Source organism: Taylorella asinigenitalis MCE3, from assembly GCF_000226625.1.
Classification (GTDB): Bacteria; Pseudomonadota; Gammaproteobacteria; order Burkholderiales; family Burkholderiaceae_B; genus Taylorella; species Taylorella asinigenitalis.
The window spans coordinates 993,000-1,016,688 of sequence record NC_016043.1; the positions used below are offsets into that span (position 1 = coordinate 993,000).

Here is a 23,689-nt window from a genome sequence, read left to right on the forward strand (position 1 = left end):
TATGGAATTTCCAGGAAATGTTTTTTTAATTTCGGCTCCAACTGGAGCTGGTAAATCGAGTCTTGTAAAAGCACTAATCGAGAGAAACCCTTTTATAAATCTCTCAATTTCATATACCACTCGCACTCCTCGTGAAGGTGAAGTCGATGGACGAGAATATTTTTTCATCAGTAAAGAGCAGTTCAGTGATTGGCGTGAGCAGGGCAATATGCTAGAGTGGGCCGAAGTTTACGGAAACTTTTACGGTACAGCTAAATCCCAGGTGGAATCAGTAATCTCTACAGGACAGGACGTTTTGCTTGAGATTGACTACCAAGGAGCACGACAAATAAGAAAAAAATTTCCTGGAATTATTGATATATTTATTCTTCCTCCCTCCATTGATGAATTAGAAAAACGCCTTCTTAAAAGAGGGCTTGATTCTCCAGAGGTAATTCGCAAAAGAATGCTTACCGTTAGCAGTGAAATTGGACATGCTGACGAGTACTCCTATGTTATAATAAACGATTCTTTTGAGACTGCCTTAGATCAGCTAGATACCTTAGTTAAAGCAGCTAAACTAAAGTATGCAAGTCAAGCAAATAAACATCAAGCCTTGTTTGCTGATTTAGGAATTTCCTATCTGCCTAAGTAGTTTAAGTCTCCATAAAATATATAAAAATTATAGGTTTACATAGGTTTACATATGGCACGTATTACCGTTGATGATTGCTTAAAATATATTCCAAATCGTTTTGATTTAACTCTTGCCGCAACATACAGAGCTAGAGAAATCGCCACTGGTCATACTCCCAGGGTTGATATTCAAAATGATAAACCTACTGTTTTAGCCTTACGTGAAATTGCTGAGGGTAAAACTGGCATCGAGATGCTTAAAAAAATCCCCTTATAGCATTTCAACGACTATATGAGGTTTAGTAATCTATCCTCCCTCTTCTCGAATCTAAACCCCTTTCCCTCAAAAAAAAGGGGTACTGAATCTCATAACGTAGAAACTAGGGCATTGCCAGATATAAAGGCTTCGCCTCACCCCAAATACCTAGCACCGCTTTTAAGCAAACTCAAATATCTTTCAGCACCAGAATTACATATGGTGAAGGTGGCTTATTCTTTTGCGGATAATGCTCATTATGGTCAGATGCGTTCAAGTGGGGAGCCATATATTACGCATCCCGTGGAAGCGGCAATCATATGTGCAGATTGGAAGCTCGATTGCGATGCGATTATGGCTGCTCTACTTCACGATGTGATAGAAGACCAGCAAGTATCGAAAGAGAGCATTGCCACAGAAATAAATCCTACTGTGGCTGATCTAGTAGATGGACTCACAAAACTTGAGCGCATTCAATTTGCAAGCAAAGCTGAGCAACAAGCCGAGAGTTTTAGAAAGATGCTTTTAGCGACCACAAAAGATGTGCGTGTCATTCTTATAAAGCTTGCCGATAGGCTTCATAATATGCGAACTTTAAGCGGCCTTGAACCATCAAAAGCAAGACGCATCGCAAAAGAGACGCTTGAGATTTACGCAGCCATTGCCAACCGATTGGGTTTTACGAAACTTGTAGCAGAGTTTGAGGATTTAGCCTTTAGCATTAACTATCCGAAGCGATATAAAGTGCTTAAGAACTCTATTGAGGCTGAACGCAAATCAAATCGCAAAATCGAAAAGACAATTCATAATAATATCGTTAAAGCTATTCCGGCAGATGCGAAATTTGGATGGACATCATTTAGCACATATAAAGTGCACGAAATGATGAAATCTCAAAACAAAAGTTTTTCGAATTTAAACGATACGAAATTTATTGATATCACCGTCCCAAAACTTCAAGATGCATATGTTGTGTTAGGTGCGTTACATCAAATTTATAGGCCCGTACCGGGGACATTTGAGGATTACATTGCCATCCCAAAAGTAAATGGGTATAGAGCATTACATACGATTATGGTTGGACCTGTGGGCACTCATATCGACGTTGCAATTTATACAGAATCCATGAAAGCCTATAACGAATACGGGATTATCGCTCATTGGCTTAATCGCGACCAAGAACTTGGTGTCGTTAATGTAGACGATCAGTCGCATAATTGGCTTCAGTCGCTTGTTGAGATACAGTCTATAAATAAAAATTCTGAAGAATTTATAGACGATATTAAGATTGATCTTTTCCCAGACTCGGTATATGCACTCACACCTAAGGGTAAGATTATTTCACTACCAAGCAAGGCTACAGCACTGGATTTTGCATTTGCTATTCATACAGATATAGGGCTACATGCGGTAAGTGCCACAGTAAATGGAGAACATGTTCCAATTAATCATGTTCTTTCAAGCGGTGACACAGTTGATATTATTTCTAATCCCGCGACAGAGCCTAATGTTGGGTGGCTAAATTATGCAAAAACTGGCCGAGCACGCGCAGCTATTAGATATTTCCTTAAAAATACGCGAAGTAAGGAATCTACGGAACTTGGACGAAAACTTTTGCTACAGGCATTGGATGAGTTGAAGTTAACATTGCCAAATCCAACTGATACCAAGTGGCAGAAGATCCTACAAGAATCAGGTGCATCATCTATAGAGGAAATTCTTATGGATATCGGTATCGGAAATCGCATTGCATCAGTAGTTGCAAGAAGATTTATGGTTGATAATCCTATTATTCATACAAGCGTAAATGATTACGATTCTACTGAATCTGCTAGACGTACAGATCTTATTATTAAGGGAAATGAGGGACAGGCCATTCAATATGCAAAATGTTGCACTCCTCTTCACGGAGACCCGATTGTAGGCGTTCTTCACCCTGGCTCTGGTCTTATTGTGCATCACAAACATTGCACATCTGTAGACACTAAAAAAGCACTAGAACAAAACAAATTTGTAAATGTCGCATGGGATACAAAATCTGAAGCAAGCTTTAAATCTCGCATTCAAATTTCTGCGATGAATGGCAAAGGTGTTTTAGGGGCGATTGCACTTGAAGCATCTAAACACGATTCAAATATCTCAAATCTCTCTATGATAGATGAAGACAGCGATTCAGCAAGCATAAATATAACTCTTCAGCTTGAAAATCTTTCTCAACTGCGAAATATTATCTCGGATATAAGACGAATACCTGAAGTTATGTCCGTGGTGAGACCTAATCTTTCTAAAACTATCGATTAATCAATATATAAGCTACAAGTGCGACTACCATAAGCATCAAAAGAAAAGTGGTTACACTAAACCCTCTTCTTTCTGAACGCACCATTTTTTGCGGTTCTTGGGTATGTTCAAGAGCAAGAAGTCGCGACTCTCTATCAGCCAATTTTGTGGACAGCTCAGATATTTGACCATTTAGTTGATCAATAACTGCATCCTTATTAGATACTAATCTATTCGAGTAATCATTAAATTTTTGTTCAAACAATTCTGGTGTATCGTCGGGGCGAACTCCATATTCTTTCAAAAGATACTCATCAAGGGGGTGATTTGAGGAAGCAGGGGCGGCTGCGGGTGCGGGTGCCTCAATAATTTGAGGAATTGCATTTTGCTCTGAAGACTGTGGCATTTGATTTGAAACTGCTTCGAAATCAGCAGACATTTCAGGTGCTGCCCCTGTAGTTGAATCTTGAGGAGCTATAGTTGATTTCGATGCTTGCAAAGCCTCATCAAGAGAGGTTTCTAGAGATCGTATTTTTGTGTCATAACCAGAGGATAAATTTTTAATCTCAAGACTTTGATTATTTTTAAGCAACTGATAAGCTTCATCTTTTTGGCGAAGACGTTTGGAGAACATGTTGTATACATCTTCTACAGACCCCAAGCTATCAATATATATATTTTTAACCATCTTTAAGTCTTCAAAATCTAAAAGAGTCAGATTTGTAGCGGTTGTAGCTTCAAAATTCTTACTCTCAAGTGAAGTTTGAATTCTCTTAAATCTATTAAAAATTTGAGCACTAACAAAATATACTCTTTTATAAAGAGCAAGCATTTTGTAATCAATAACAGATTCTATAGCTTCAGGGATAAGCGATTGCTTAGAACAGCAAATTACACAGGTTCTATCGATATCCTTAGGTGATATACACTCAGTGAATTTAATCGCATGCAAAAATTTAGGATCGATATTTTTAAGTTCACTACCTATCTCATGAGGCACTTCTTTATAAAACGGCTTTTCCGAAAAGAAATTGGTGGTTCCATCAATATACTCAGAACGTATACGAGCAGCCATCTCTTTTAGAGATTCAATTACTATGGGTAGACGCCTTTGAGTAAAAAATTTCTCTTCCAATCCCTCCCAAAACGCCCCATAATACATACCACTTTTATTGCTATCTTTTTGGCGAGTTACATAATAAATAGCTAGACTAACTGAATATCTGGATTTGGTGTCACTTGCTGACTTGTATTTTTCTCTTGTAAGACATATGATTGGAGTTTCGTTTGATTCTGGTGAATCTGCAGGTGGCAATGCTGTCAGGAACTCTCTCGGTACTTCTAAATAATTCGCCCCGCTTGTAGCATTATCTTCTGGCGACCAAGTCACTGTTTTGAATGAATTCGTGGAAGCTAAGAGCCCTAAACGCATGTAATCCCCCTTATAAACAATCTTTCAATTTTACAATCTAAGTGAAAAATTAATATTACAAAGGGGTTACATTAGGAGTTATCTCAGTCTTTGCGTGGTATCACAGTCCCTTTATATTTATCTAAGATAAATTTCTTGGTTTCTTCACTTCCCCACTCAGCCATTAGAATCTTAAGAGCTTCGTTATCTTTGAATTCTGCAGGTGCAGCACAAACATTTGCGTATGGAGAATTTGAGTCTTCCAAAATTATTGAATCCGATTGTGGATTCAAACCTACTTCAAGTGCATAATTTGTGTTTATCACTGCAATATCCACATCTGGCAATGATCGTGGCACTCCAGCAGCTTCTAATTCAATAAATCTTAGTTTCTTAGGATTCTCAGCAATATCTTTTGCAGTGGAAAATAAGTTTTTCGGATCTTTAAGTTTAATTAAACCAGCTTGCTGAAGGATTAAAAGAGCACGAGTACTGTTAGTTGTATCGTTTGGAATTGATACACGTGCACCATCTTTTAATTCAGAAAGATTTTTAACTTTTTTAGAATAAGCAGCCATAGGAGGAAGATACATGCCACCTACAGGAACAAGGTTTGTATTTTTACGTTTATTAAAAGAATCAAGATGCGGTACATGTTGGAAACAATTCATATTTATGTCTCCGTCCGCTACTTGCTGATTAGGTTGAATATAATCAGTAAACACATGAACAGTAAGGTCTACACCTTTTTTAGCTAAAGCTGGTTTCATAAATTCCAAAACTTCAGCCGCAGGCACAGGAGTTGCGGCAACTGAAAGCTTAAGATTTTCAGCTGATGCAATACTTGATAAAGATGCTACAAGAGCAAACGCAGTGGTTTTAATAAATTTATTCATACAAACTCCCTTTTATTTTTAATTGTTTGTTGTAGATAATAGTATCAGAGCACTTTAGATTTGCATATACTGAAACAATACAAAATATTTATTTTCATATAACGTAAAGTAATATTCACCCGTGAAGATATATGGCTTTACTTAAATCCGTTAGTGTTATTTCTTTGCGAGCATTTATATCAGCCACTGTTCGGGCAAGTCTTTGAATGCGAATTAAAGATTTTTGAGAGATATTTCTACTGGACCTAAACTTTGAAATTAATTTTGAGCATTCAGAATTTAATGGTGCAAATTCTACAAGTTCTTTTTCTGTAAGATTTGCATTTAACCGCCCTTGTCGCTTTATTTGAATTTCTCTGGCTTTATTAACTCTGTCTCTAACAATATCAGATGCAACATTAGGACTACTTTTCTCTTCTAATCCCTTAGTTATCTTTATGTGAATATCAAATACATCTTTTAATAAAGCCGCATATTTCCTTTCGTACTTCATAAGCGTGGTCTTGGTGCATCTACATTTATTTTCATATAACTTCCCGCACTCACATGGCTGATAAGCCGCTAAGAATAAGAATCTTGCAGGATATTGAAGCTTATGCCTTGGTTTAAAATTTCTTATAAAGCCCTGTGACAATGTCAACCTTACTGCATCCACCATTTCCTGTGGAATTTCCTGCAAATCGTCATAAAACACCACTCCATGATTAGCTAGTGCAAATTCTCCCACATTATTTTGCTGACTACTTCCGTTCAAAACACCAATGCTCGCAGAATGCAAAGGCATACGGTATGGAATTTCTGTTGGCGGTTCTATCTGTGCAAGCTTATATATAGAGTAGACCTCAAGTTGCTGCTCCTTATCTAAAGGTGGCAATATCCCCGCAGCTCTCCTACAAAGCATAGTTTTACCAGATCCAGAAGAACCACCAATAACCATACTATGTCCGCCCGATGCAGCCACCTCCAATGCAAGACAAGCCTCATTCAACCCTTCAATTTCTGAGAGACACAGTGAACTATTATTAATTTTTGGATATGGGCACTTAGTTTTTTTAGCAATTTCAATTTGCCCTGACCCTAGATACTCACAAACTTGTTTTAGGTTCTCAAAAAAAATTATTTTTAAGTGAGGTAAAAAATCAGCAATCCATGATTCAGATGAAGGCACAATAAGTGTTGCTTCGGAATGCATGCGTGATAAGTTTAATGCGATTATCTCCGTATATTCGTTAGGCACTAAATCACCAGACAAAGATAAATCTGCAGCAAAATACAGATTTTCAAGTGATAGCCTCGGATGAATATTTATTTGTGCAGTAGATAATAAAACTCCAATAGCCATGCCTAATTCATAACTACCGATAAGTTTATTTTGCGATTGCGTACTCAAATTTATCGTATAACGGTTTGGAGAAAATTTGTATCCTTGATTAATTAATGCAGAGCGTACTCGCTCTCGGCTTTCCCGCCCCTGAACCTCTTGAATACCTACAATTTTAAAGGTCGGAAGCCCTCGACTTACATGAACTTCAATATTTACTTCTGGTGCCTCAAGACCAGCTACACCACATGATTTAGAAATAGTTATTGCCATACATAAACCCCATTTTTTTATTAGTATGGCAAATAAAATTTTCTCTATAAATGGGGGTGGACAAATTTATCCTACTTAAACCGTCACTGATTTTCTAGCTTTTTCGTTTTTATATTCAAGTGAGCGCATCTCAATCATACGTGATACGGTACGAGTAAATTCTTGAGCAAATACACCCTCAGTAAAAAGCTCCTCGGCTGGAACTTCAGCAGAAATAATAAGCTTTACCTTATGGTCATAAAGCACATCAATAAGCCACGTAAATCTACGTGCTGCTGATGCATCTTGTGGAGACAATTTAGGAATATCCGAAAGAATAATATTTTTGAATTTATTTGCTATTTCAAGATAATCTATTTGAGAGCGTGGCTTTATGCACATCTCAGAAAAAGTAACCCAAAGAGTATCATCTGATCGAGCCACAACATCTAATTCGCGATTTTGAATTTCTATTGAATTGCCACTTAAATCCCCGTTACATACAGTCTCAAAACAATGCCTTAATTCCCCTTCCGTTTGTGCATCAATTGGTGTGTAGTAAGTCTTTAATTGCTCCAACTCTCGCATTCTATAATCAACCCCAACATCGACATTTATCACATCCATCTTTTTCTTTATTAAATCTATGGCTGGCAATAGTCTGTCTCTATGCAATCCATCAGGATATAAAGTATCAGGTGCATAGTTTGAGGTCATAACAAAAACAACACCTTTCTCGAAAAATTTGCTTAAAAGACGATACAAAATCATGGCATCCGCAATGTCCGAGATATGAAATTCGTCAAAGCATATTAACGAATATTTTTCTGAAATTTGTGTGGCAATGATATCGAGTGGGTCGCTCTGTTGGCTAATTTCACGAAGTCGGTTATGAATACTTCTCATAAATTCGTGAAAATGAATTCGTGTTTTCTTCTCATATGCAACTGATGCGTAAAATGAATCCATAACAAAGCTTTTACCGCGACCAACACCGCCCCACATATAAACGCCGCTAGGAGCAACTACTTCTGTCTTAGATCCTCCAAAAAGTCCTGATAAAAAACCTTTGGATTCTTTGGAATTTAATGTGTAATTAGAAAGTTCATTAGATAAAGTCTGCAATCTCTCAACTGCCTGCTTTTGAGAAGCGTCTGCTTCGTATCCTTTTTGTGCTAGTGATTTTAAATAATGTTCTTTTACGTTCATATAAAAACGGGCGGACATAAGCCCGCCCCAAATCATGGAGATTTAAATTATAGGTTAAGAGTACGTTTATCTACAGCTAAAGCCGCTTCCTTAATAGCTTCTGATAGTGTAGGATGTGCATGGCAAATGCGTGCGATATCTTCCGCAGCACCTTTGAATTCCATAATAGTCACAAGTTCAGAAATTAATTCGGAAGCCATAGGGCCAATAATATGACCACCTAAAACTTCATCAGTTTCAGCATCGGCGATAATTTTTGCAAAACCAGTGATATCACCCATTGCACGTGCACGACCATTAGCCATAAATGGGAATTGACCAGATTTAACTTTACGACCTTCCTCTTTAAGCTGTTTTTCAGTTTTACCAACCCAAGCGATTTCAGGGCTAGTATAAATAACAGAAGGAATTGTTCCGAAATCAACATGAGCATGCATGCCAGCAATACGCTCAGCCACCGCAACCCCCTCTTCCTCAGCTTTATGAGCAAGCATAGGACCGCGAACAACATCACCGATAGCCCAGATATTTTGCACAGAAGTTCTGCAGTTCTCGTCTACTTCAATAAAACCGCGATCATCTAACTTAACGCCAACAGCTTCAAGATTCAATCCACTAGTAAACGGAATGCGTCCAATTGAAACTATAAGTTTATCTACAGTAAGCTCTTGCTTTTCGCCGCCTGCAGTGTCGTAGGCGATCTTAACTGATTTACCATCATTTTTAGCTTCAGTAATCTTCACGCCAACTTCAATTTTAAGACCTTGCTTATCGAAAGCTTTTTTCGCTTCTTTTGCAATAGCTTCATCTGCAGCAGTCAAGAATGCAGGTGCCGCTTCTAGTATAGTAACGTCCGCCCCTAAACGACGCCAAACACTGCCTAACTCAAGACCTATAACACCTGCACCGATAATTCCAAGTTTTTTAGGAACTTCAGGAATATCAAGTGCACCTGTGTTTGATAATATAGATTTCTCGTCAAAAGGCAAGTTTGGCAATGGTCTCGGATCCGACCCAGTCGCAACAATTACGATTTCAGCTGTAATCTCCGCTGCATCTTTACCTTCTACTTTTACCTTAAATCCTGCATCAGATTTTTCAGCAAATGAAGCTTTTCCTGAAAAGAAAGAAACTTTATTTTTCTTAAATAGGAAAAGAATCCCTTCGTTATTTTGTTTAACTACAGTCTCTTTACGAGAAATCATTTTAGTAACGTCCATCTTAACGTCAGACACGGAAATTCCATGTTCTGCAAAATGATGGTTAGCCTGTTCAAAATGCTCTGAAGATTGAAGTAAAGCTTTAGAAGGAATACAACCTACATTTGTGCAAGTGCCACCTGGTTTAGGTTTCCCTGCGTCGTCAGTCCACATATCAACGCATGCAACTTTTTTACCTAATTGAGCGGCACGAATAGCGGCTATATAGCCGCCAGGACCCGCACCAATTACTAATATGTCAAATTTATTTTCCATTTAGTTGACCACCTAAAATTATAGGTTCAACAATAAACGTTGAGGGTCTTCTAAAGCCTCTTTCATAGCAAATAAGCCAAGAACAGCTTCACGACCGTCAATGATTCTGTGGTCATAAGAAAGAGCAAAGTAATTAACTGGACGTACAACTACTTGACCATTTTCTACAACAGCACGTTCGCGAGTTGCGTGAATACCTAAAATTGCTGATTGTGGTGGGTTAATGATTGGAGTAGACATCATTGAACCGAACACGCCACCGTTTGAAACAGTGAATGTACCACCTGTTAAATCGTCCAGACCTAACTTACCTTCTTTTGCTTTTTGACCAAATTCAGCGATAGTTTTTTCAATATCAGCAAAGCTTAGTTGATCGGCATTACGGATAATAGGAACAACCAAACCACGAGGGCTAGATACTGCAACGCCGATATCAAAATAACCGTGGTATACGATATCATTGCCATCGACAGAAGCGTTAAGGATTGGATATTTTTTAAGGCCATGAACAGCTGCTTTCACAAAGAAAGACATAAAGCCAAGCTTAATACCATGCTCTTTTTCGAATGCTTCTTTATACTTCGCACGAAGGTCCATAACTGGTTTCATATTTACCTCATTAAAAGTAGTAAGAATTGCATTTTGTTGTTGAGATTGAATTAGGCGCTCAGCAACACGTGCACGCAAACGTGTCATAGGAATGCGCTCTTCGATGCGACCTTCCGTATTAGTAGACATAGGTGCAGATGATTTAGATTCGGCTTTAGATGCACCTTTAGAAGCACCCATTGCATCAGATTTAGTCACTCGACCATCGCGACCTGAACCTGCAACATCAGAAGCTTTCATATCTTTTTCAGCTAGGATATTGCGAGCTGCAGGGGAAGCGATATCTCCTTTTGAACCTGATTTTTGAGCTGCTGAATCGTCAGATTTTGCTGCTGCAGCAGGTTCTTTTGCTTGCTCTTTAGGAGCTGCTTCTTTTGGAGCTTCCTCTTTAGGAGCTGTCTTAGCTTCTGCTTTAGCTTCAGAATCGATTTTCGCTAAAACTTGGTCTGGTGTAACAGTTGCACCATCAGACTCAAGAATCTCAGTAATAACACCAGCTGACGGAGCAGGAACTTCAAGCACAACTTTATCTGTTTCAATTTCAACCAAAATATCATCTACAGATACTTGATCACCTACTTTATATTTCCATTCGATAAGAGTACCCTCCGAAACTGACTCAGACAGCTGTGGTACCACTACATTAACAATTGACATAAAAAACTCCTTAAAAATTAAAATTCTTAAAATACGGTATCAAGTTTTTCAGCAAAGGCTTGCTCTACAAGGGCTTTTTGCTGAGCTTTATGAACGCCTGCATAACCAGTTGCTGGAGATGATGAAGGCTCACGTCCTGCATATGACAATGTTTGATTTTCAGTCATATTATCAATTACGTGATGTAGTACGTAATTCCAAGCACCTTGGTTTTGATGTTCGTCTTGAACCCATACTACTTCAGGAGCTTTTGAATATTTATCCATCTCAGCTGCAAATGCATCTTTAGGGAATGGATACAATTGCTCTAAACGTAGAATAGCAACATCATTGCGTTTGAACTCTTTACGTCCATTTACCAAGTCATAATAAACTTTACCAGTACACACTAAAACGCGTTTAACGTTTTGTGGTTTGATCTCAGGATCCACTTCACCAATAACAGTTTTGAATGATCCTTCAGACAAATCTGTTAATGGGAATGAAGCATCTTTATTACGTAGCAATGATTTAGGAGTAAAGATAATTAGAGGCTTACGAATATTACGTAACATTTGACGACGTAATGCATGGAACATTTGACCACCATTTGAAGGTTGAATACATTCCATATTTTCGTCTGCACATAATTGTAAGAAGCGTTCGATACGAGCTGAGGAGTGTTCTGGACCTTGACCTTCATAACCATGAGGAAGCAACATAACTAGGCCACACTGAACTCCCCATTTAGCTTCACCAGATGCAATAAACTGGTCAATCATAACTTGTGCACCATTTACAAAGTCACCGAATTGACCTTCCCATAGAGTTAAACCTTCAGGTTCTGCAGTTGCATAACCATATTCAAAACCAAGGGCTGCTTCTTCAGATAAGACTGAGTTAAGTACTACAAACTCACCTTGTTTTTCAGAAATATGATTTAGAGGAATATAAGTGAAATCAGGTTTTTCAGGATTTTGATCATGTAAAACTGCATGTCTGTGAGTAAATGTACCACGACCTGCATCCTCACCAGCTAAACGGATTGGATATCCATCATTAACTAAGGTTGCATAAGCTAAGTGCTCACCCATACCCCAGTCAAGATTCATTTCACCTTTACCCATAGCCGCACGATCAGCTAATAATTTCTCAACGATTTTGTGTGGAACAAAACCTTCTGGAACTGTAGTGATTTTTTTAGATAAATCTTTAAGAACTTCAAGAGAAACTTTAGTGTCAGCTTTATCGGTATAAGGTTTACCTTTGTACTCATCCCATTTAGGAGCGTGGTCAACAACATGTGAATCGTTAACTTTTTCATTACCCACACCTTTGTCCATAAGAGTGCGGTAAGAAGAGACCATCTCTTCAGGTTTACTTTGCTCTAATGTACCTTCAGCAACTAATGCATCTGCATACACTTTACGAGAACCAGGATGTTTTGCAACTGCACGATACATTTCAGGTTGAGTGAGTGCTGGAGTATCTTGTTCGTTGTGACCTAATTTACGATAGCAAACGATATCGATAAATACATCGTTTTCGAATTTTTCACGATATTCAACAGCAAGTTCAGAAACAAATGCAACGCCTTCAGGATCATCTGCATTTACGTGGAATATAGGACAATCAACCATTTTCGCTATATCAGTACAAAATGCTGATGAACGTGACTCTTCGTGAAGTGATGTTGTAAAGCCGATTTGGTTATTAATTACGATATGAACAGTACCACCGCATCCGTAGAATTTAGTGAGCGATAGGTTTAATGTTTCCTGAACAACACCTTGACCGATAACAGCAGCATCACCATGCACTAAAACTGGAAGAATTTCTTTTTTAGATTGGTAACGATACTGACGAGAATGTGCAATACCAGATACAACAGGATTTACCACCTCTAGGTGCGATGGGTTATAAGCCAAATCGATAAACATAGGTCCATGTTCAGTATCGATTGTAGATGTAAAGCCATTATGGTATTTAACGTCACCTGCTTTGAGGTTAGTAGCATATTTACCTTCGAATTCATCAAATAAAACTGAAGGAGCTTTACCCATAATATTTACAAGCATATTTAGGCGACCACGGTGTGCCATACCAACTACCAACTCTTTCACACCTTTGCTTGCCGCATGCTGCACAACCGCATCCATACTTACTACAAAGCTCTCCCCGCCTTCGAGTGAGAAGCGTTTTTGGCCAACATATTTAGTGTGAAGATATTTTTCTAGCCCTTCTGCTTCAGTTAATTGTTGAAGAATATTTAGTTTTTGCTCTTTTGAGTAGCTAGGTTTAGATTTAACTGACTCTAACTTTTCTTGAAGCCATTTTTTCGCATCGTGGTTGGCAATGTACATGTATTCTACGCCAACTGTATTTGCGTATGTGTCTTGTAAAGATTTAAGCAAATCGCGAAGTTTCATTGATTTTTTACCGAAGAATGTGTCATCGGTAACGAATTCTTGATCCATATCCGCTTCAGTTAAGCCGTGATATTTTGGATCTAATTCAGGAACTTCAGGGTATTTTTGAAGTTTTAGTGGGTCAACTTTTGCTACTAATGCACCTAAACGACGATAAGCAGAAATTAATCTTTCTACTAAATGTTGTTTAGAATTTGAAGCACCGCCGCTTACCGCTGGTGTGTAAAGAGCGTTTTGTTTTGCTTTTTCTGCTAGATTTTCAATTACAGCAGTGTGATTTTTGTCTTTAGAGCTAGTAGAACCATCTACTGCAGGCTCCTTAGATAATTTATCAAAATATTGCTTCCAACTATCATCTACAGAGGAAGGGTCTTCGAGGTATAGCTCATATTGCTCTTCAACATAAGACATATTACCGCCGAATAAATACGAGTTTTCTCGTTTTTCATCCATCGTTTTCATATCACACCATCTAAGTTGTTACAAAGAAATAGGGTTACCTAAGGAAAACCCTAATAAGTTGAGATTAGTATACTACTCACATATTACTAATTACGTAACAAATCCTAATTTTAGAATTAAAATACATGAAATTTTAGACAAGCAACAATTTAAATAATTACACAGGAATTATTAATGTCCATTGACTCAAAAAAATCTGCACTACTCTACCACGAATTACCAATTCCAGGAAAAATTTCCGTTGTTCCTACTAAAAGTATGGCTAATCAAGATGATTTATCGCTTGCATATTCTCCAGGCGTTGCCCATGCTTGTATGGAAATTTATGAACAAGGCGAATCAGCCGCTGCTAAATATACTTCAAGAGCAAATTTAGTAGGAGTAATCTCTAACGGTACCGCTGTTCTAGGTTTAGGTAATATTGGACCACTAGCTTCTAAACCTGTAATGGAAGGAAAAGGCTGTCTATTCAAAAAGTTCGCTAATATCGATGTTTTCGATATTGAACTTGCCGAAAATGACCCAGACAAATTAGTGGATATTATTGCTGCACTCGAACCAACTTTAGGCGGAGTAAATCTTGAGGATATAAAAGCACCTGAATGTTTTTATATTGAGAAAAAACTTCGTGAACGAATGAATATCCCTGTATTTCATGATGATCAACATGGTACAGCAATTATTTCATCCGCAGCTTTAATAAATGGTCTTAAGCTAGTAAATAAAGACATTTCACAAATCAAAATGGTCGTATCTGGGGCTGGTGCTGCAGCTATTGCTTGTCTAGACTTAATGGTTAATTTAGGGTTAAATCGTTCAAACATATACGTTTGCGATTCTAAAGGAGTTATTTACGAAGGTCGTGACGAAAAAATGGATCCATCAAAAGCACGTTATGCACAAAAAACAGATGCAAGAACATTGGCAGATGTTATTGTTGGGGCCGATGCATTTTTAGGATGTTCTGCTAAAGGTGTATTAAAACCTGAGATGGTTAAAACAATGGCTGAGAACCCTTTAATTCTCGCACTAGCAAACCCTGACCCTGAAATTACGCCTGAAGAAGCTAAAGCAGCGCGTCCAGACGTAATCATTGCCACAGGAAGATCTGATTATCCTAATCAAGTAAATAATGTACTTTGCTTCCCATTTATTTTCCGTGGGGCTTTGGATGTAGGGGCAACTTCGATAAATGAAGAAATGAAGCAGGCTTGCGTATATGCGATTGCGGACCTTGCTCAGGCTGAGCTTAGCGATGAGGTTGCGACGGCATATGAGGGGCAAGATTTGAATTTTGGGCCTGAATATATTATTCCTAAGCCATTCGATCCGAGACTAATCGTAAAAGTGGCTCCAGCTGTGGCTAAGGCTGCGATGGAGTCTGGAGTTGCACGCAAGCCAATTGAGGATTTGGAAGAGTATCGCGATAAATTGCTCGAGCATGTATATCGCTCTGGTCATCTGATGCAACCCCTATTTAAACTTGCAAAAGATGAGCCGAAAAGAGTGATTTTTGCTGATGGAGAGGATCACCGTGTGATTAGAGCAGCTCAGACGATTGTGGACGAGGGCATTGCCATCCCATATATTGTGGGACGTCCGCATAAAATTCAAGAGCAAATCGAAAAACATGGATTGCGTCTTGAGGATGGTCAAAATTTCTTTATCATTAATCCTGATGATCACGATTATTATGAAGATGCGTGGAAGCGCTATTTGAGACTCAATAATCGCAAAGGTGTGACCCCTGCAATCGCAAAGGCTATTGTACGCAAGCATAATACGCTACTTGGCACGCTATTGCTTGATCTTGGGATTGTGGATGCGATGATATGCGGTATCTCTTCGCGTTGGGATAATCAACTTACATATGTTCGCGATATTATTGGATTGCGTGATGGATGCAAGCATTTTGCGACTATGAATGTAATTATTATGCCTAACGAAACTCTATTCCTTGCGGATACGCAGGTGAACGTAGATCCTGATGCGGATACAGTTGCGGAGATTACATTGATGGCGGCTGAGGAGATGCGACGCTTCGGTATTGTGCCTAAGGTGGCTCTACTGGCTACATCGAACTTTGGTAGCCGCACAAATGCAAATGCTCGCAAAATGGCTGAGGCTTTGGAGATTGTACGCACAAAAAATCCTGACCTTGAAATTGACGGCGAGATGCATGCTGATGCTGCTTTGAATCAGAGGATTCGGTTAGAGGCATGTCCGAACAGTACATTGACAGGGGCGGCGAATTTGTTGATTATGCCTAACTTAGAAGCGGGAAATATTTCTTATAATCTTTTAAAAATGACTAGTGGAAATGGTATTACGATGGGCCCTATTCTCTTAGGTGCACGTAAGCCAGTGCATATCATGACTACTAGCTCAACCACTCGCAGAATCGTGAATTTAACTGCTCTTGCAGTAATTGATGCCCAGAAAGCTAGTTAAATTTAACGCATAACAAGTGATAAAAACCCAGCTCTACGAAAGAACTGGGTTTTTAAAAAGGAATTATTTTATTCATTGTATCTAATTGGGTGGATGCTAGGGGTCACATTACTCTCTTCGATGGGGAGACATGTTATGACAAATGTTACTTTCATGACCCATTAAGCAATCGAATAGTTGATTATGTTTACTTTTGGGAACTTGAATGAAATCTATTCAATCTATAGTAACTCTATTTCTTTTTCAATTGACATTAATTCCTAATGGATTCTCACAGGAAACCCTTAAAACTGGACCAAAAGCTGGCAGTCGTACATATGCTCAAAATTTTAAAGATATGGTTTTAGCTGAATGTTTAGTAAAAGCATTTCCAAAAAATCCTATATATACAAGGGATATTGCTAGTAGTTATCATGCATTAATAGAATGGACTTATTTTGATCTAGAAAAAGCTCCCATCGAAACTACTAAGCTTGTTGAAAAATATCTTGCACTTGACTACTCAAATTTATTTGCAGATACTGAATCCCCAGGTATTGAGTGGAATTTTTTCAAATGTCTAGACCTTTATCATAGCAACGATTTAGAAGAAATGACTAAAAAATTTGTTATACATCCAAACAAAACATTTAGAGAGGAAAATACATTATTAGATGAAGCTAAAAAGCAAAACCCTTAAATTTAACGCCTAACATGTGATAAAAAACCCAGCTCTACGAACGAACTGGGTTTTTATTTTGGAACTTATTTTGATATCACTTTTACATCATGCCTTTAGCTACATTTAGGAAGAATGTTATCGCTATAGCATTTGTGATATTACTAATAAATCCGCCAATTAGTGGCACTATAAAAAAAGCGATTTTCGAGTTTCCGTATTTCGAGCAAACAGATGTCATAGTGGCCATGGATACTGGAACTGCCCCTAGACCAAAACCTGTATGCCCTACCGCAATTACAGCACTATCATAGTTTTTTCCGCACATACGATAAGTTATAAACATTACAAAGAAATAAATAAGCACTAATTGCAAAGCCAATATTGTAATTAAAGGAATTGCTAGATCGGCTAATTGCCAAAGTTTCATAGTAATTATCGATAATGAAACGAATACCGACAATGCAATAGCTCCAACTATATCAATGCTTTCATAAAGTGCTTGATGATCTCCCTTTCTTGCATCAAGTACAAAACGAACAATGATGCCACCAAACATACTCATTACGTGAATTGGAAGTTTTACATCAGGCATTAGTTCTTTAAATATAAAAAACAAAGTTTGACCAATACCGCAGGCAATTAATAGAGCAAAAAATGCTGTATGTGCACGTTTTTGACTAACCAAATTTTGAACAGCATCTGTGTGCGTCACAATCTCACTATCCGATGCTTTCAAACCATGTTTCTCAATCAGACGACGTCCGATAGGACCACCCATAATGCAACCTGCAACCAGGCCAAATGTAGCTGCAGCGACTGCAACCTCTACTGCCCCTACTCCGCCCATGCTTTCAGCAACAGGACCGAAACTCGCAGAATTACCGTGCCCACCTGTCAATGGTGTTGATCCTGCCATTAAAGCAACTAGAGGATTCATACCCATCGCATCACCTACAAATAGTGCAAGGACATTTTGAAGAACTGCCAATACAGCCGCTAATATTGAAAAAATTAAAACAAGTTTGCCACCCCGTTTTAAAAGATTTAAGCTAGCTGATAAACCCATAGCCGCAAAAAATACGTTGTAAAAAAATGTGTTCATCGCTTTATAGTCAAAGTTAAACGTAATTAAATCTAGACTATGTAGAATTGTAGTTATGATGGCTATAAGAGAGCCACCAACTACTGCTGCTGGAATACAGTATTTTCTAAAAATTGGAAATTTTTTGAGTAGATACTCACCAAGATAGATACTGATTACTGCTAGGGCTAAAGTTTGGAAAACTCCTACGTTTAATGTACTCATTTTGCTCGCTCTATTTATTAAATTACAGGAATGATATCAGAGCAAACTAATAAAAAAAGTTCGTGATTTCCCTAGATTATTAACTGGACAAATTTATCCCACCTCTTTTAGTTAAAATCAAAATGCGTTATGTTTTACATATGAAGGGAGAAAACAATGAACGAACCTAAAAGCTATCTATCAGCAGAACGCAAACATGAAATTCTTAATCCAAAACCTAATATGGAATTCCTTTATTTATGCGAGGCTTATGAAGCTATCAAGGCTAATGATAAGGAAAGTTTTTGGGGTTGGTTAAAAAAGGTCAAACTTACACCTGGAAATGTTAAATACATCAAAGATGTATATGGCGAAGAGTTTTTTGATAAACAGGGATTTAAGTATTAAGGATGAAGGACAGTATTCAATCATTAGTGTTAATTGAAAGCCAATATATCGACTTACTGCAAAACACAGAAACTTTTTTAATTTTAGACTTAGTTAGAGGTTCTATAAATAAAGTTTTGCATTTATCAATAGATGAAAAAGACATTAGTTTAATTCTAAATAATGAATATCAAATAATCAAAAACGATTTTGAAAAACATGCTAACACTAAAATCATGAAAAGTAGCTTAAAGGAGGCATTATTTGATTTGAAAATAATTAATGAAAATTTAAATTGTGTAAAAAATAAATCCGATTACAAAATTGTAAATGAAGCTTATCAAAAACCTAAAAATAGAAAAAACGGACTCCCATATGATGAAGCTAGGCAATCTATAGCCAGCCACAAAAGTAGACTAGAAAATCTTCTAAAGTCCAAATCTTCTAAAAGTGAAAAAATTATTCTTAAATCCCGTATTAATGGAATTGAGGTTATTCACGACATGTATAAAATTCTACAAAGCAAAGCCCTAGATTAAAAACCACCCCTCACTCAAAATTTGCTGAAACTCCCCCTATTCCATCTAAACTCACTGTAAATTTTTTACCTGCTTCAACCTTAACCGCAGGTCCTAATGCCCCAGTAATAATGAATTCCCCTGATTTAAGCGGATTTTCTCGCTCAACCATAAAATTTGCTAACCAGACAAGAGCATTTAGCGGATGACCTAAACAATCACGGCCAAATCCACTTGAAACGATATCGCCATCACACATCATATTCATTTTGCAATTTTCGAGGTCTGCGTCAAATAATCGCACGGGGCTTGCACCAAGTATTACGCCTGCGTTTGATGAATTATCTGTGATGATATCGTATATACCCTGAGCTCCACCTTCATACCGACTATCGACAATCTCTATAGCTGGTAGAACATAATCAATTGCGTTAATAATATCAACAATTGTGTTTCTCTCGTTATTTAAATCTCTCTTTAAAACAACCGCTATTTCACCTTCAATAGATGGATTTTCCCAATACCTAAGGTCAAATGTATTATTGGTTCCAAATACATCATTGTCAAAAATAAATCCTGAAATCGGAGAAGAGAAATTAAATTTTTTCTGAATCACCTTTGAAGTTAAGCCAATTTTTCTTCCAACAATTTTGAGACCATGTTGAAGATTCCTAGCAGCAACATACTCTTGAATTTTGTAGGCTGCGTCCTCGCTTTCAAATATATCTAAGTTATCCCAATCAATTCCAGATGTCTTCTCTATTGATCCTACCAGCTGACGAGAAAATTTAGCATCAAATAATTTACTTGAATATGACTTAAAAAATTCATCATTAAAGATCATAATATCTCCCACAATAATGCTTAGCGACTTGTACAAAAACACTTGCCGCTACTTCTATATTCTCGTCTCGAAAATCGTATTTTTCGTTGTGCAGATATTCGGAATAGAGACCATGGCCAACGAAAAAAAACTCCCAGGCATGGCCTGAAAAAAAAATGCAAAGTCCTCTGCCCCTAGGGTAGGCATGTTGTCCATTTTATGAGCTTTTTCCTGTAACAATGCCCCCGCAGCCGCCTCCATTACTAAAGCAGAGACTTCCTTCCCCTCTAACTATACACTATATTTTTAATCCATAAACAAATTGCCTGAATCAAAGCTGGCACCGCAAGAACATAAAAAATCTCGGCTACACTAAATCCCCTATCTACCAAAGCTGCGACCAAAAACGACCCAAAAATCCCACCAAATCTACCAATACCAAGCATCCATGAAACGCCTGTGGTACGTCCTTCTGTAGGAAAAAATCCTGCTGCCAAAGCTGGCAATGAAGACTGTGCCGTATTCATAATCACGCCTGAAATCAATATCACTGAGATTAGTATCACTAATGGTTGATGCACAACATATCCAATTAATGCGAATCCAACAAAAGATAAAAAGCACATTAATGCGAGAATTTTTCGCTGATTATATCTATCCATTAACCACCCGCTTCCGATGGCTCCTAGCCCACCGACAGCGAATAATCCCGTAACTGTGGATGCGGTTCCTTGAGACATATTGATTTCGCGGAATAAAGTAGGCATCCAATTGATAACCCCGTAAAATAAAACGAGTCCCATAAAATATGTTAAACATAGCAAAATAGAGCCTAGAAAATAGTGTTTGGATAATACGACCTTAACACCTCTTCCTTTGCTTGATGGCAATGCTCCCGCCTCTCCAACATATTCCGATTCTTCACTCAAATTTTTATCTATATTCTTAAGAATCACATGAATACGTGATTTCGGAGCACCCTTCACAATCAAGAAGTTTACTGACTCGGGAAGCAAAAACACCATAAGCAACACTAAAATCAAAGGAACAGCACCACCTAGAATCAATATAGACTGCCAGCCATAGTATGGAATAAGCCAAGATGCGATAAAACCACCTAAAGCAATACCCAATGGAAAGCCACAAAACATAGTGTTTACGATAAAGGCACTGCGTTGTGGCGGAGAATACTCGGATAGCAAAGTTACTGCATTAGGCATAGCCGCACCTAAGCCAATTCCTGTGATAAATCGAAGAATTTCAAGCTCATACAAAGAAGTTAAAAATGCCGATACAATTGCACCCGCAGCAAATATAAGCACAGCAACAATAAGAGTCCATCTGCGACCAACCCTATCTGCTATCGGCCCAAAAGAAACTGCACCTAATGCTAAGCCGAATAAAGCTGCACTTAATACTGGAGCAAGAGACGATTTTTCAATACCCCACTCAGTTATCAAACTTGGGGCAATGTACCCGATTGCAGCCGTATCATACCCATCAAAAAAGGCGATGAAAAATGTGAAAAGAAAAATTCGGATTTGAAAAGCTAATAGCTTATGTGAATTTAAAAATTGAGAGATCTTTACTGCCTGCATACTAAGGCCTAAAAATCATGCATTATACATAAAGAGAATTTCTTATTCCGCTTTAAATTAAATTACTTCAATATGTAAATTTCGCATAACATCAAAGCACTTACTTTGCATCTCTTTATCGTAAGAATCAGTTGCTCGACTATCAACATATATGCGGCTCTCAGGGCTAGCCGCCTTAGCGATAACAGCATTGGATATCACACAGATATTACTCACAAGCCCGCATAACTCAATTTCATCATAAAATTCGCGTTCACGAAGAATATCCATAAGCTTAGCCGAACCAAAAGTACCCTTCTCTATACAAGGATGACGATGAGAATATTCCTGAATACGGCCAAAGATTTCGTGACCTTCTGTGCCTTTGATCACGTGTGGAATGGGCAAATACTTGCCCTCCATTGTTTGTAAATAGTTGGGGCCATGAGTGTCTAAAGTAAACAGAATATCATAGCCATTTTTTTCGTAATCGAGAATCTTACTCTCAATAATTCCGACTAAATTTTCAGCTCCTTCAAAGCCTAGAGCACCGTCCACAAAGTCTTTTTGAAAATCTACTACGATTAAAAGTTTTCTCATGGCACTCCCCTATATAACGCCTATGACATAATTATATACGTGGCAATAATCCAGGGCCTAGCTGCCAACCTAAGGCCACCCAAATTAAAAGCAAAATTGTCCATGAAATTATGAATGCGGTTGCTATAGGGAACATAATAGACATAAGCGAACCAATTCCAAGATCCTTTTTATATTTCTGCATATACACAAGACACACGGAAAAATAAGGGCTCATAGGAGAAATAATATTCGTAGATGAGTCGCCTATTCTAAACATCGCAAGAGTGAAAGCAGGATGATAATCGACGAGCATCAACATAGGCACAAATATCGGTGCCATCAGAGACCACTGAGCAGAACCGCTAGTCATAAAGACATTCATCAAAGCACTCATGAATACAAACGCCACCATCATCGAATAGCCTGTAAATTCAGCTGTCTCCAAGAAAATCGATCCCTGAATTGCAATGTACTGCCCTAGATTTGACCACTTAAAATAAGCGATAAATTGAGAGATTACAAAGAACAAAACGAGAGTGACTGCGAGCTCTTTTACGGCATCGACCATAAGTGCAGGAATATCCGAATTTTTCTTGATACGCCCTACCGTCTTACCGTATGTAATACCGATAGTCATGAAAAATCCAAAAAGGATAGGCACAAACCCCTTCAAGAATGGCGATGGCACAAGCCCTCCATCTGGATTACGCAATGGTGAGCTAGGTGGCAATACCAACGCAAGCAGCAGCCCAATAAATATCAAGGCCGCCCACAAAGACCTCCGCATGCCCTTCTTCTCCAAATCACTCAACTCATGGGGAGGCTCTATCTGCACATCATCATCAATCTTTAGAGTCCTATTAAGCCTAGGCTCAATCACCTTATCGATAAGCAATGTCCCGATAATAGAAAGCATGATTACAGAAACCGCACTAAAGTAGTAGTTATCCAATGGGCTTACATAAAAATCGGGTTCAATCAAGCGAGCCGCATCTGTCGTAATTCCAGATAATAAAGCATCACTTGTGGTAATCAACAAACTAACATCAAACCCCGCACCAGCCGCACCATAAGCCGCTGCAGCACCCGCAAGTGGATGTCGTCCCAACGAATGATAAATCAAAGCCACTAGAGGAATCAGAATGATATAGTTCGCATCAGAGGCAATGCTTCCCGTTATCCCCACCATAAAAACAGTAAGAGTCAAAAACGGCTTAGGCACCTTACTCACACTACTTCTAATAAGCACAGGTAAGAGCCCAACCCGATCCGCTAAACCAATACCAAACATCGCAACAACAATAATCCCAAGAGGTGGAAACTTAACAAAGTTATCGACCATGCTTGTGAAAATAAATTGAATTCCTGAAGCTGACAATAAGCTCTTGATAGAAACCACCGCCTCAGTTTTTGGATTAACGGCCGTAACACCAAAGCTAGCCATTACAGCAGTCACGACAATGACGAGCAGAGATAAACAAACGAAAAGGAAAAACGGATGAGGAAGCTTATTCCCCGTTCTTTCAATAAAGTTGAGTAATTTATTCATTAGAA

The 23,689-nt window shown here is 38.2% G+C and carries 19 protein-coding genes; 7 read left to right on the top strand and 12 right to left on the bottom strand.

The genetic code is table 11. From position 1 onward, the window contains the following. Nucleotide 1: 1 nt before the first annotated feature. The 3 genes from gmk to TASI_RS04780 are packed head-to-tail and all read left to right on the top strand — an operon-like array spanning nucleotide 2 to nucleotide 3,172. Nucleotides 2-634 (top strand): guanylate kinase, encoded by a 633-nt coding sequence (gene gmk / locus TASI_RS04770; RefSeq protein WP_014111631.1) that lies wholly within the window; start codon nucleotides 2-4, stop codon nucleotides 632-634. Between the two features lie 51 nt (nucleotides 635-685). Further along, entirely contained in the window at nucleotides 686-892 is a 207-nt protein-coding gene (gene rpoZ / locus TASI_RS04775; protein WP_014111632.1) for a DNA-directed RNA polymerase subunit omega, read from the top strand. Nucleotides 893-907: 15 nt separating this feature from the next. Next, on the top strand, nucleotides 908-3,172 hold the full coding sequence (locus TASI_RS04780) for a RelA/SpoT family protein (protein WP_014111633.1): 2,265 nt from the start codon (nucleotides 908-910) through the stop codon (nucleotides 3,170-3,172). Here TASI_RS04780 and TASI_RS04785 read toward each other — a convergent pair. The 7 genes from TASI_RS04785 to TASI_RS04815 form a co-directional block, all read right to left on the bottom strand. After that, nucleotides 3,162-4,583 carry a hypothetical protein gene (locus TASI_RS04785; RefSeq protein ID WP_014111634.1) on the bottom strand — a complete coding sequence of 474 codons (1,422 nt, stop codon included), beginning with the start codon at nucleotides 4,581-4,583 and terminating at the stop codon, nucleotides 3,162-3,164. The two genes, TASI_RS04780 and TASI_RS04785, sit on opposite strands and share 11 nt — an antisense overlap. A gap of 83 nt (nucleotides 4,584-4,666) precedes the next feature. Continuing rightward, nucleotides 4,667-5,458: a MetQ/NlpA family ABC transporter substrate-binding protein gene (locus TASI_RS04790; protein WP_014111635.1), complete on the bottom strand. Its 792-nt coding sequence runs from the start codon at nucleotides 5,456-5,458 to the stop codon at nucleotides 4,667-4,669. A 115-nt stretch (nucleotides 5,459-5,573) separates the two neighbouring features. Then, complete coding sequence (locus tag TASI_RS04795; protein WP_014111636.1) at nucleotides 5,574-7,052, bottom strand: ATP-binding protein; 1,479 nt, start codon at nucleotides 7,050-7,052, stop codon at nucleotides 5,574-5,576. Nucleotides 7,053-7,127: 75 nt separating this feature from the next. Further along, nucleotides 7,128-8,240: a cell division protein ZapE gene (gene zapE / locus TASI_RS04800; RefSeq protein ID WP_044978070.1), complete on the bottom strand. Its 1,113-nt coding sequence runs from the start codon at nucleotides 8,238-8,240 to the stop codon at nucleotides 7,128-7,130. Nucleotides 8,241-8,287: 47 nt separating this feature from the next. Further along, a complete protein-coding gene (gene lpdA, locus TASI_RS04805; RefSeq protein ID WP_014111638.1) occupies nucleotides 8,288-9,715 on the bottom strand; it encodes a dihydrolipoyl dehydrogenase in 1,428 nt (475 codons plus the stop codon). An 18-nt stretch (nucleotides 9,716-9,733) separates the two neighbouring features. After that, nucleotides 9,734-10,981: a 2-oxoglutarate dehydrogenase complex dihydrolipoyllysine-residue succinyltransferase gene (gene odhB, locus TASI_RS04810; RefSeq protein WP_014111639.1), complete on the bottom strand. Its 1,248-nt coding sequence runs from the start codon at nucleotides 10,979-10,981 to the stop codon at nucleotides 9,734-9,736. 26 nt (nucleotides 10,982-11,007) lie between these two features. Then, nucleotides 11,008-13,851, bottom strand: a complete 2,844-nt coding sequence (locus tag TASI_RS04815; protein ID WP_014111640.1) for a 2-oxoglutarate dehydrogenase E1 component — start codon at nucleotides 13,849-13,851, stop codon at nucleotides 11,008-11,010. 174 nt (nucleotides 13,852-14,025) lie between these two features. Here TASI_RS04815 and TASI_RS04820 point away from each other — a divergent pair, with 174 nt between their 5' ends. Together TASI_RS04820 and TASI_RS04825 are read left to right on the top strand one after the other, a co-directional pair. Then, entirely contained in the window at nucleotides 14,026-16,302 is a 2,277-nt protein-coding gene (locus tag TASI_RS04820; RefSeq protein WP_014111641.1) for an NADP-dependent malic enzyme, read from the top strand. A 205-nt stretch (nucleotides 16,303-16,507) separates the two neighbouring features. Continuing rightward, nucleotides 16,508-16,981, top strand: a complete 474-nt coding sequence (locus tag TASI_RS04825; RefSeq protein ID WP_013522461.1) for a type VI secretion system amidase immunity protein Tai4 — start codon at nucleotides 16,508-16,510, stop codon at nucleotides 16,979-16,981. A gap of 82 nt (nucleotides 16,982-17,063) precedes the next feature. Here the strand turns inward: TASI_RS04825 and TASI_RS04830 are convergent, their stop codons facing one another. Then, complete coding sequence (locus TASI_RS04830; protein ID WP_014111642.1) at nucleotides 17,064-18,269, bottom strand: sodium/glutamate symporter; 1,206 nt, start codon at nucleotides 18,267-18,269, stop codon at nucleotides 17,064-17,066. 156 nt (nucleotides 18,270-18,425) lie between these two features. Between TASI_RS04830 and TASI_RS04835 the strand changes: the two genes are divergently transcribed. Both TASI_RS04835 and TASI_RS04840 read left to right on the top strand, forming a co-directional pair. After that, the gene (locus tag TASI_RS04835) at nucleotides 18,426-18,656 is read left to right on the top strand and encodes a hypothetical protein (protein ID WP_014111643.1); all 231 of its coding nucleotides are present in this window, start codon (nucleotides 18,426-18,428) and stop codon (nucleotides 18,654-18,656) included. Nucleotides 18,657-18,658: 2 nt separating this feature from the next. Next, nucleotides 18,659-19,174 carry a hypothetical protein gene (locus TASI_RS04840; protein WP_014111644.1) on the top strand — a complete coding sequence of 172 codons (516 nt, stop codon included), beginning with the start codon at nucleotides 18,659-18,661 and terminating at the stop codon, nucleotides 19,172-19,174. 10 nt (nucleotides 19,175-19,184) lie between these two features. On the opposite strand, the gene TASI_RS04845 is transcribed toward TASI_RS04840, so the two are convergent. From TASI_RS04845 to TASI_RS04865, 4 genes are all read right to left on the bottom strand, one after another. Continuing rightward, nucleotides 19,185-19,997: a 2-keto-4-pentenoate hydratase gene (locus TASI_RS04845; protein WP_014111645.1), complete on the bottom strand. Its 813-nt coding sequence runs from the start codon at nucleotides 19,995-19,997 to the stop codon at nucleotides 19,185-19,187. Nucleotides 19,998-20,263: 266 nt separating this feature from the next. Then, nucleotides 20,264-21,574, bottom strand: coding sequence for an MFS transporter (locus TASI_RS04855; RefSeq protein WP_014111647.1), 1,311 nt, complete (start codon nucleotides 21,572-21,574; stop codon nucleotides 20,264-20,266). 57 nt (nucleotides 21,575-21,631) lie between these two features. Next, nucleotides 21,632-22,153: a cysteine hydrolase family protein gene (locus TASI_RS04860; protein WP_014111648.1), complete on the bottom strand. Its 522-nt coding sequence runs from the start codon at nucleotides 22,151-22,153 to the stop codon at nucleotides 21,632-21,634. Nucleotides 22,154-22,184: 31 nt separating this feature from the next. After that, a complete protein-coding gene (locus TASI_RS04865) occupies nucleotides 22,185-23,684 on the bottom strand; it encodes an AbgT family transporter (protein ID WP_044978073.1) in 1,500 nt (499 codons plus the stop codon). Nucleotides 23,685-23,689 lie beyond the last annotated feature (5 nt).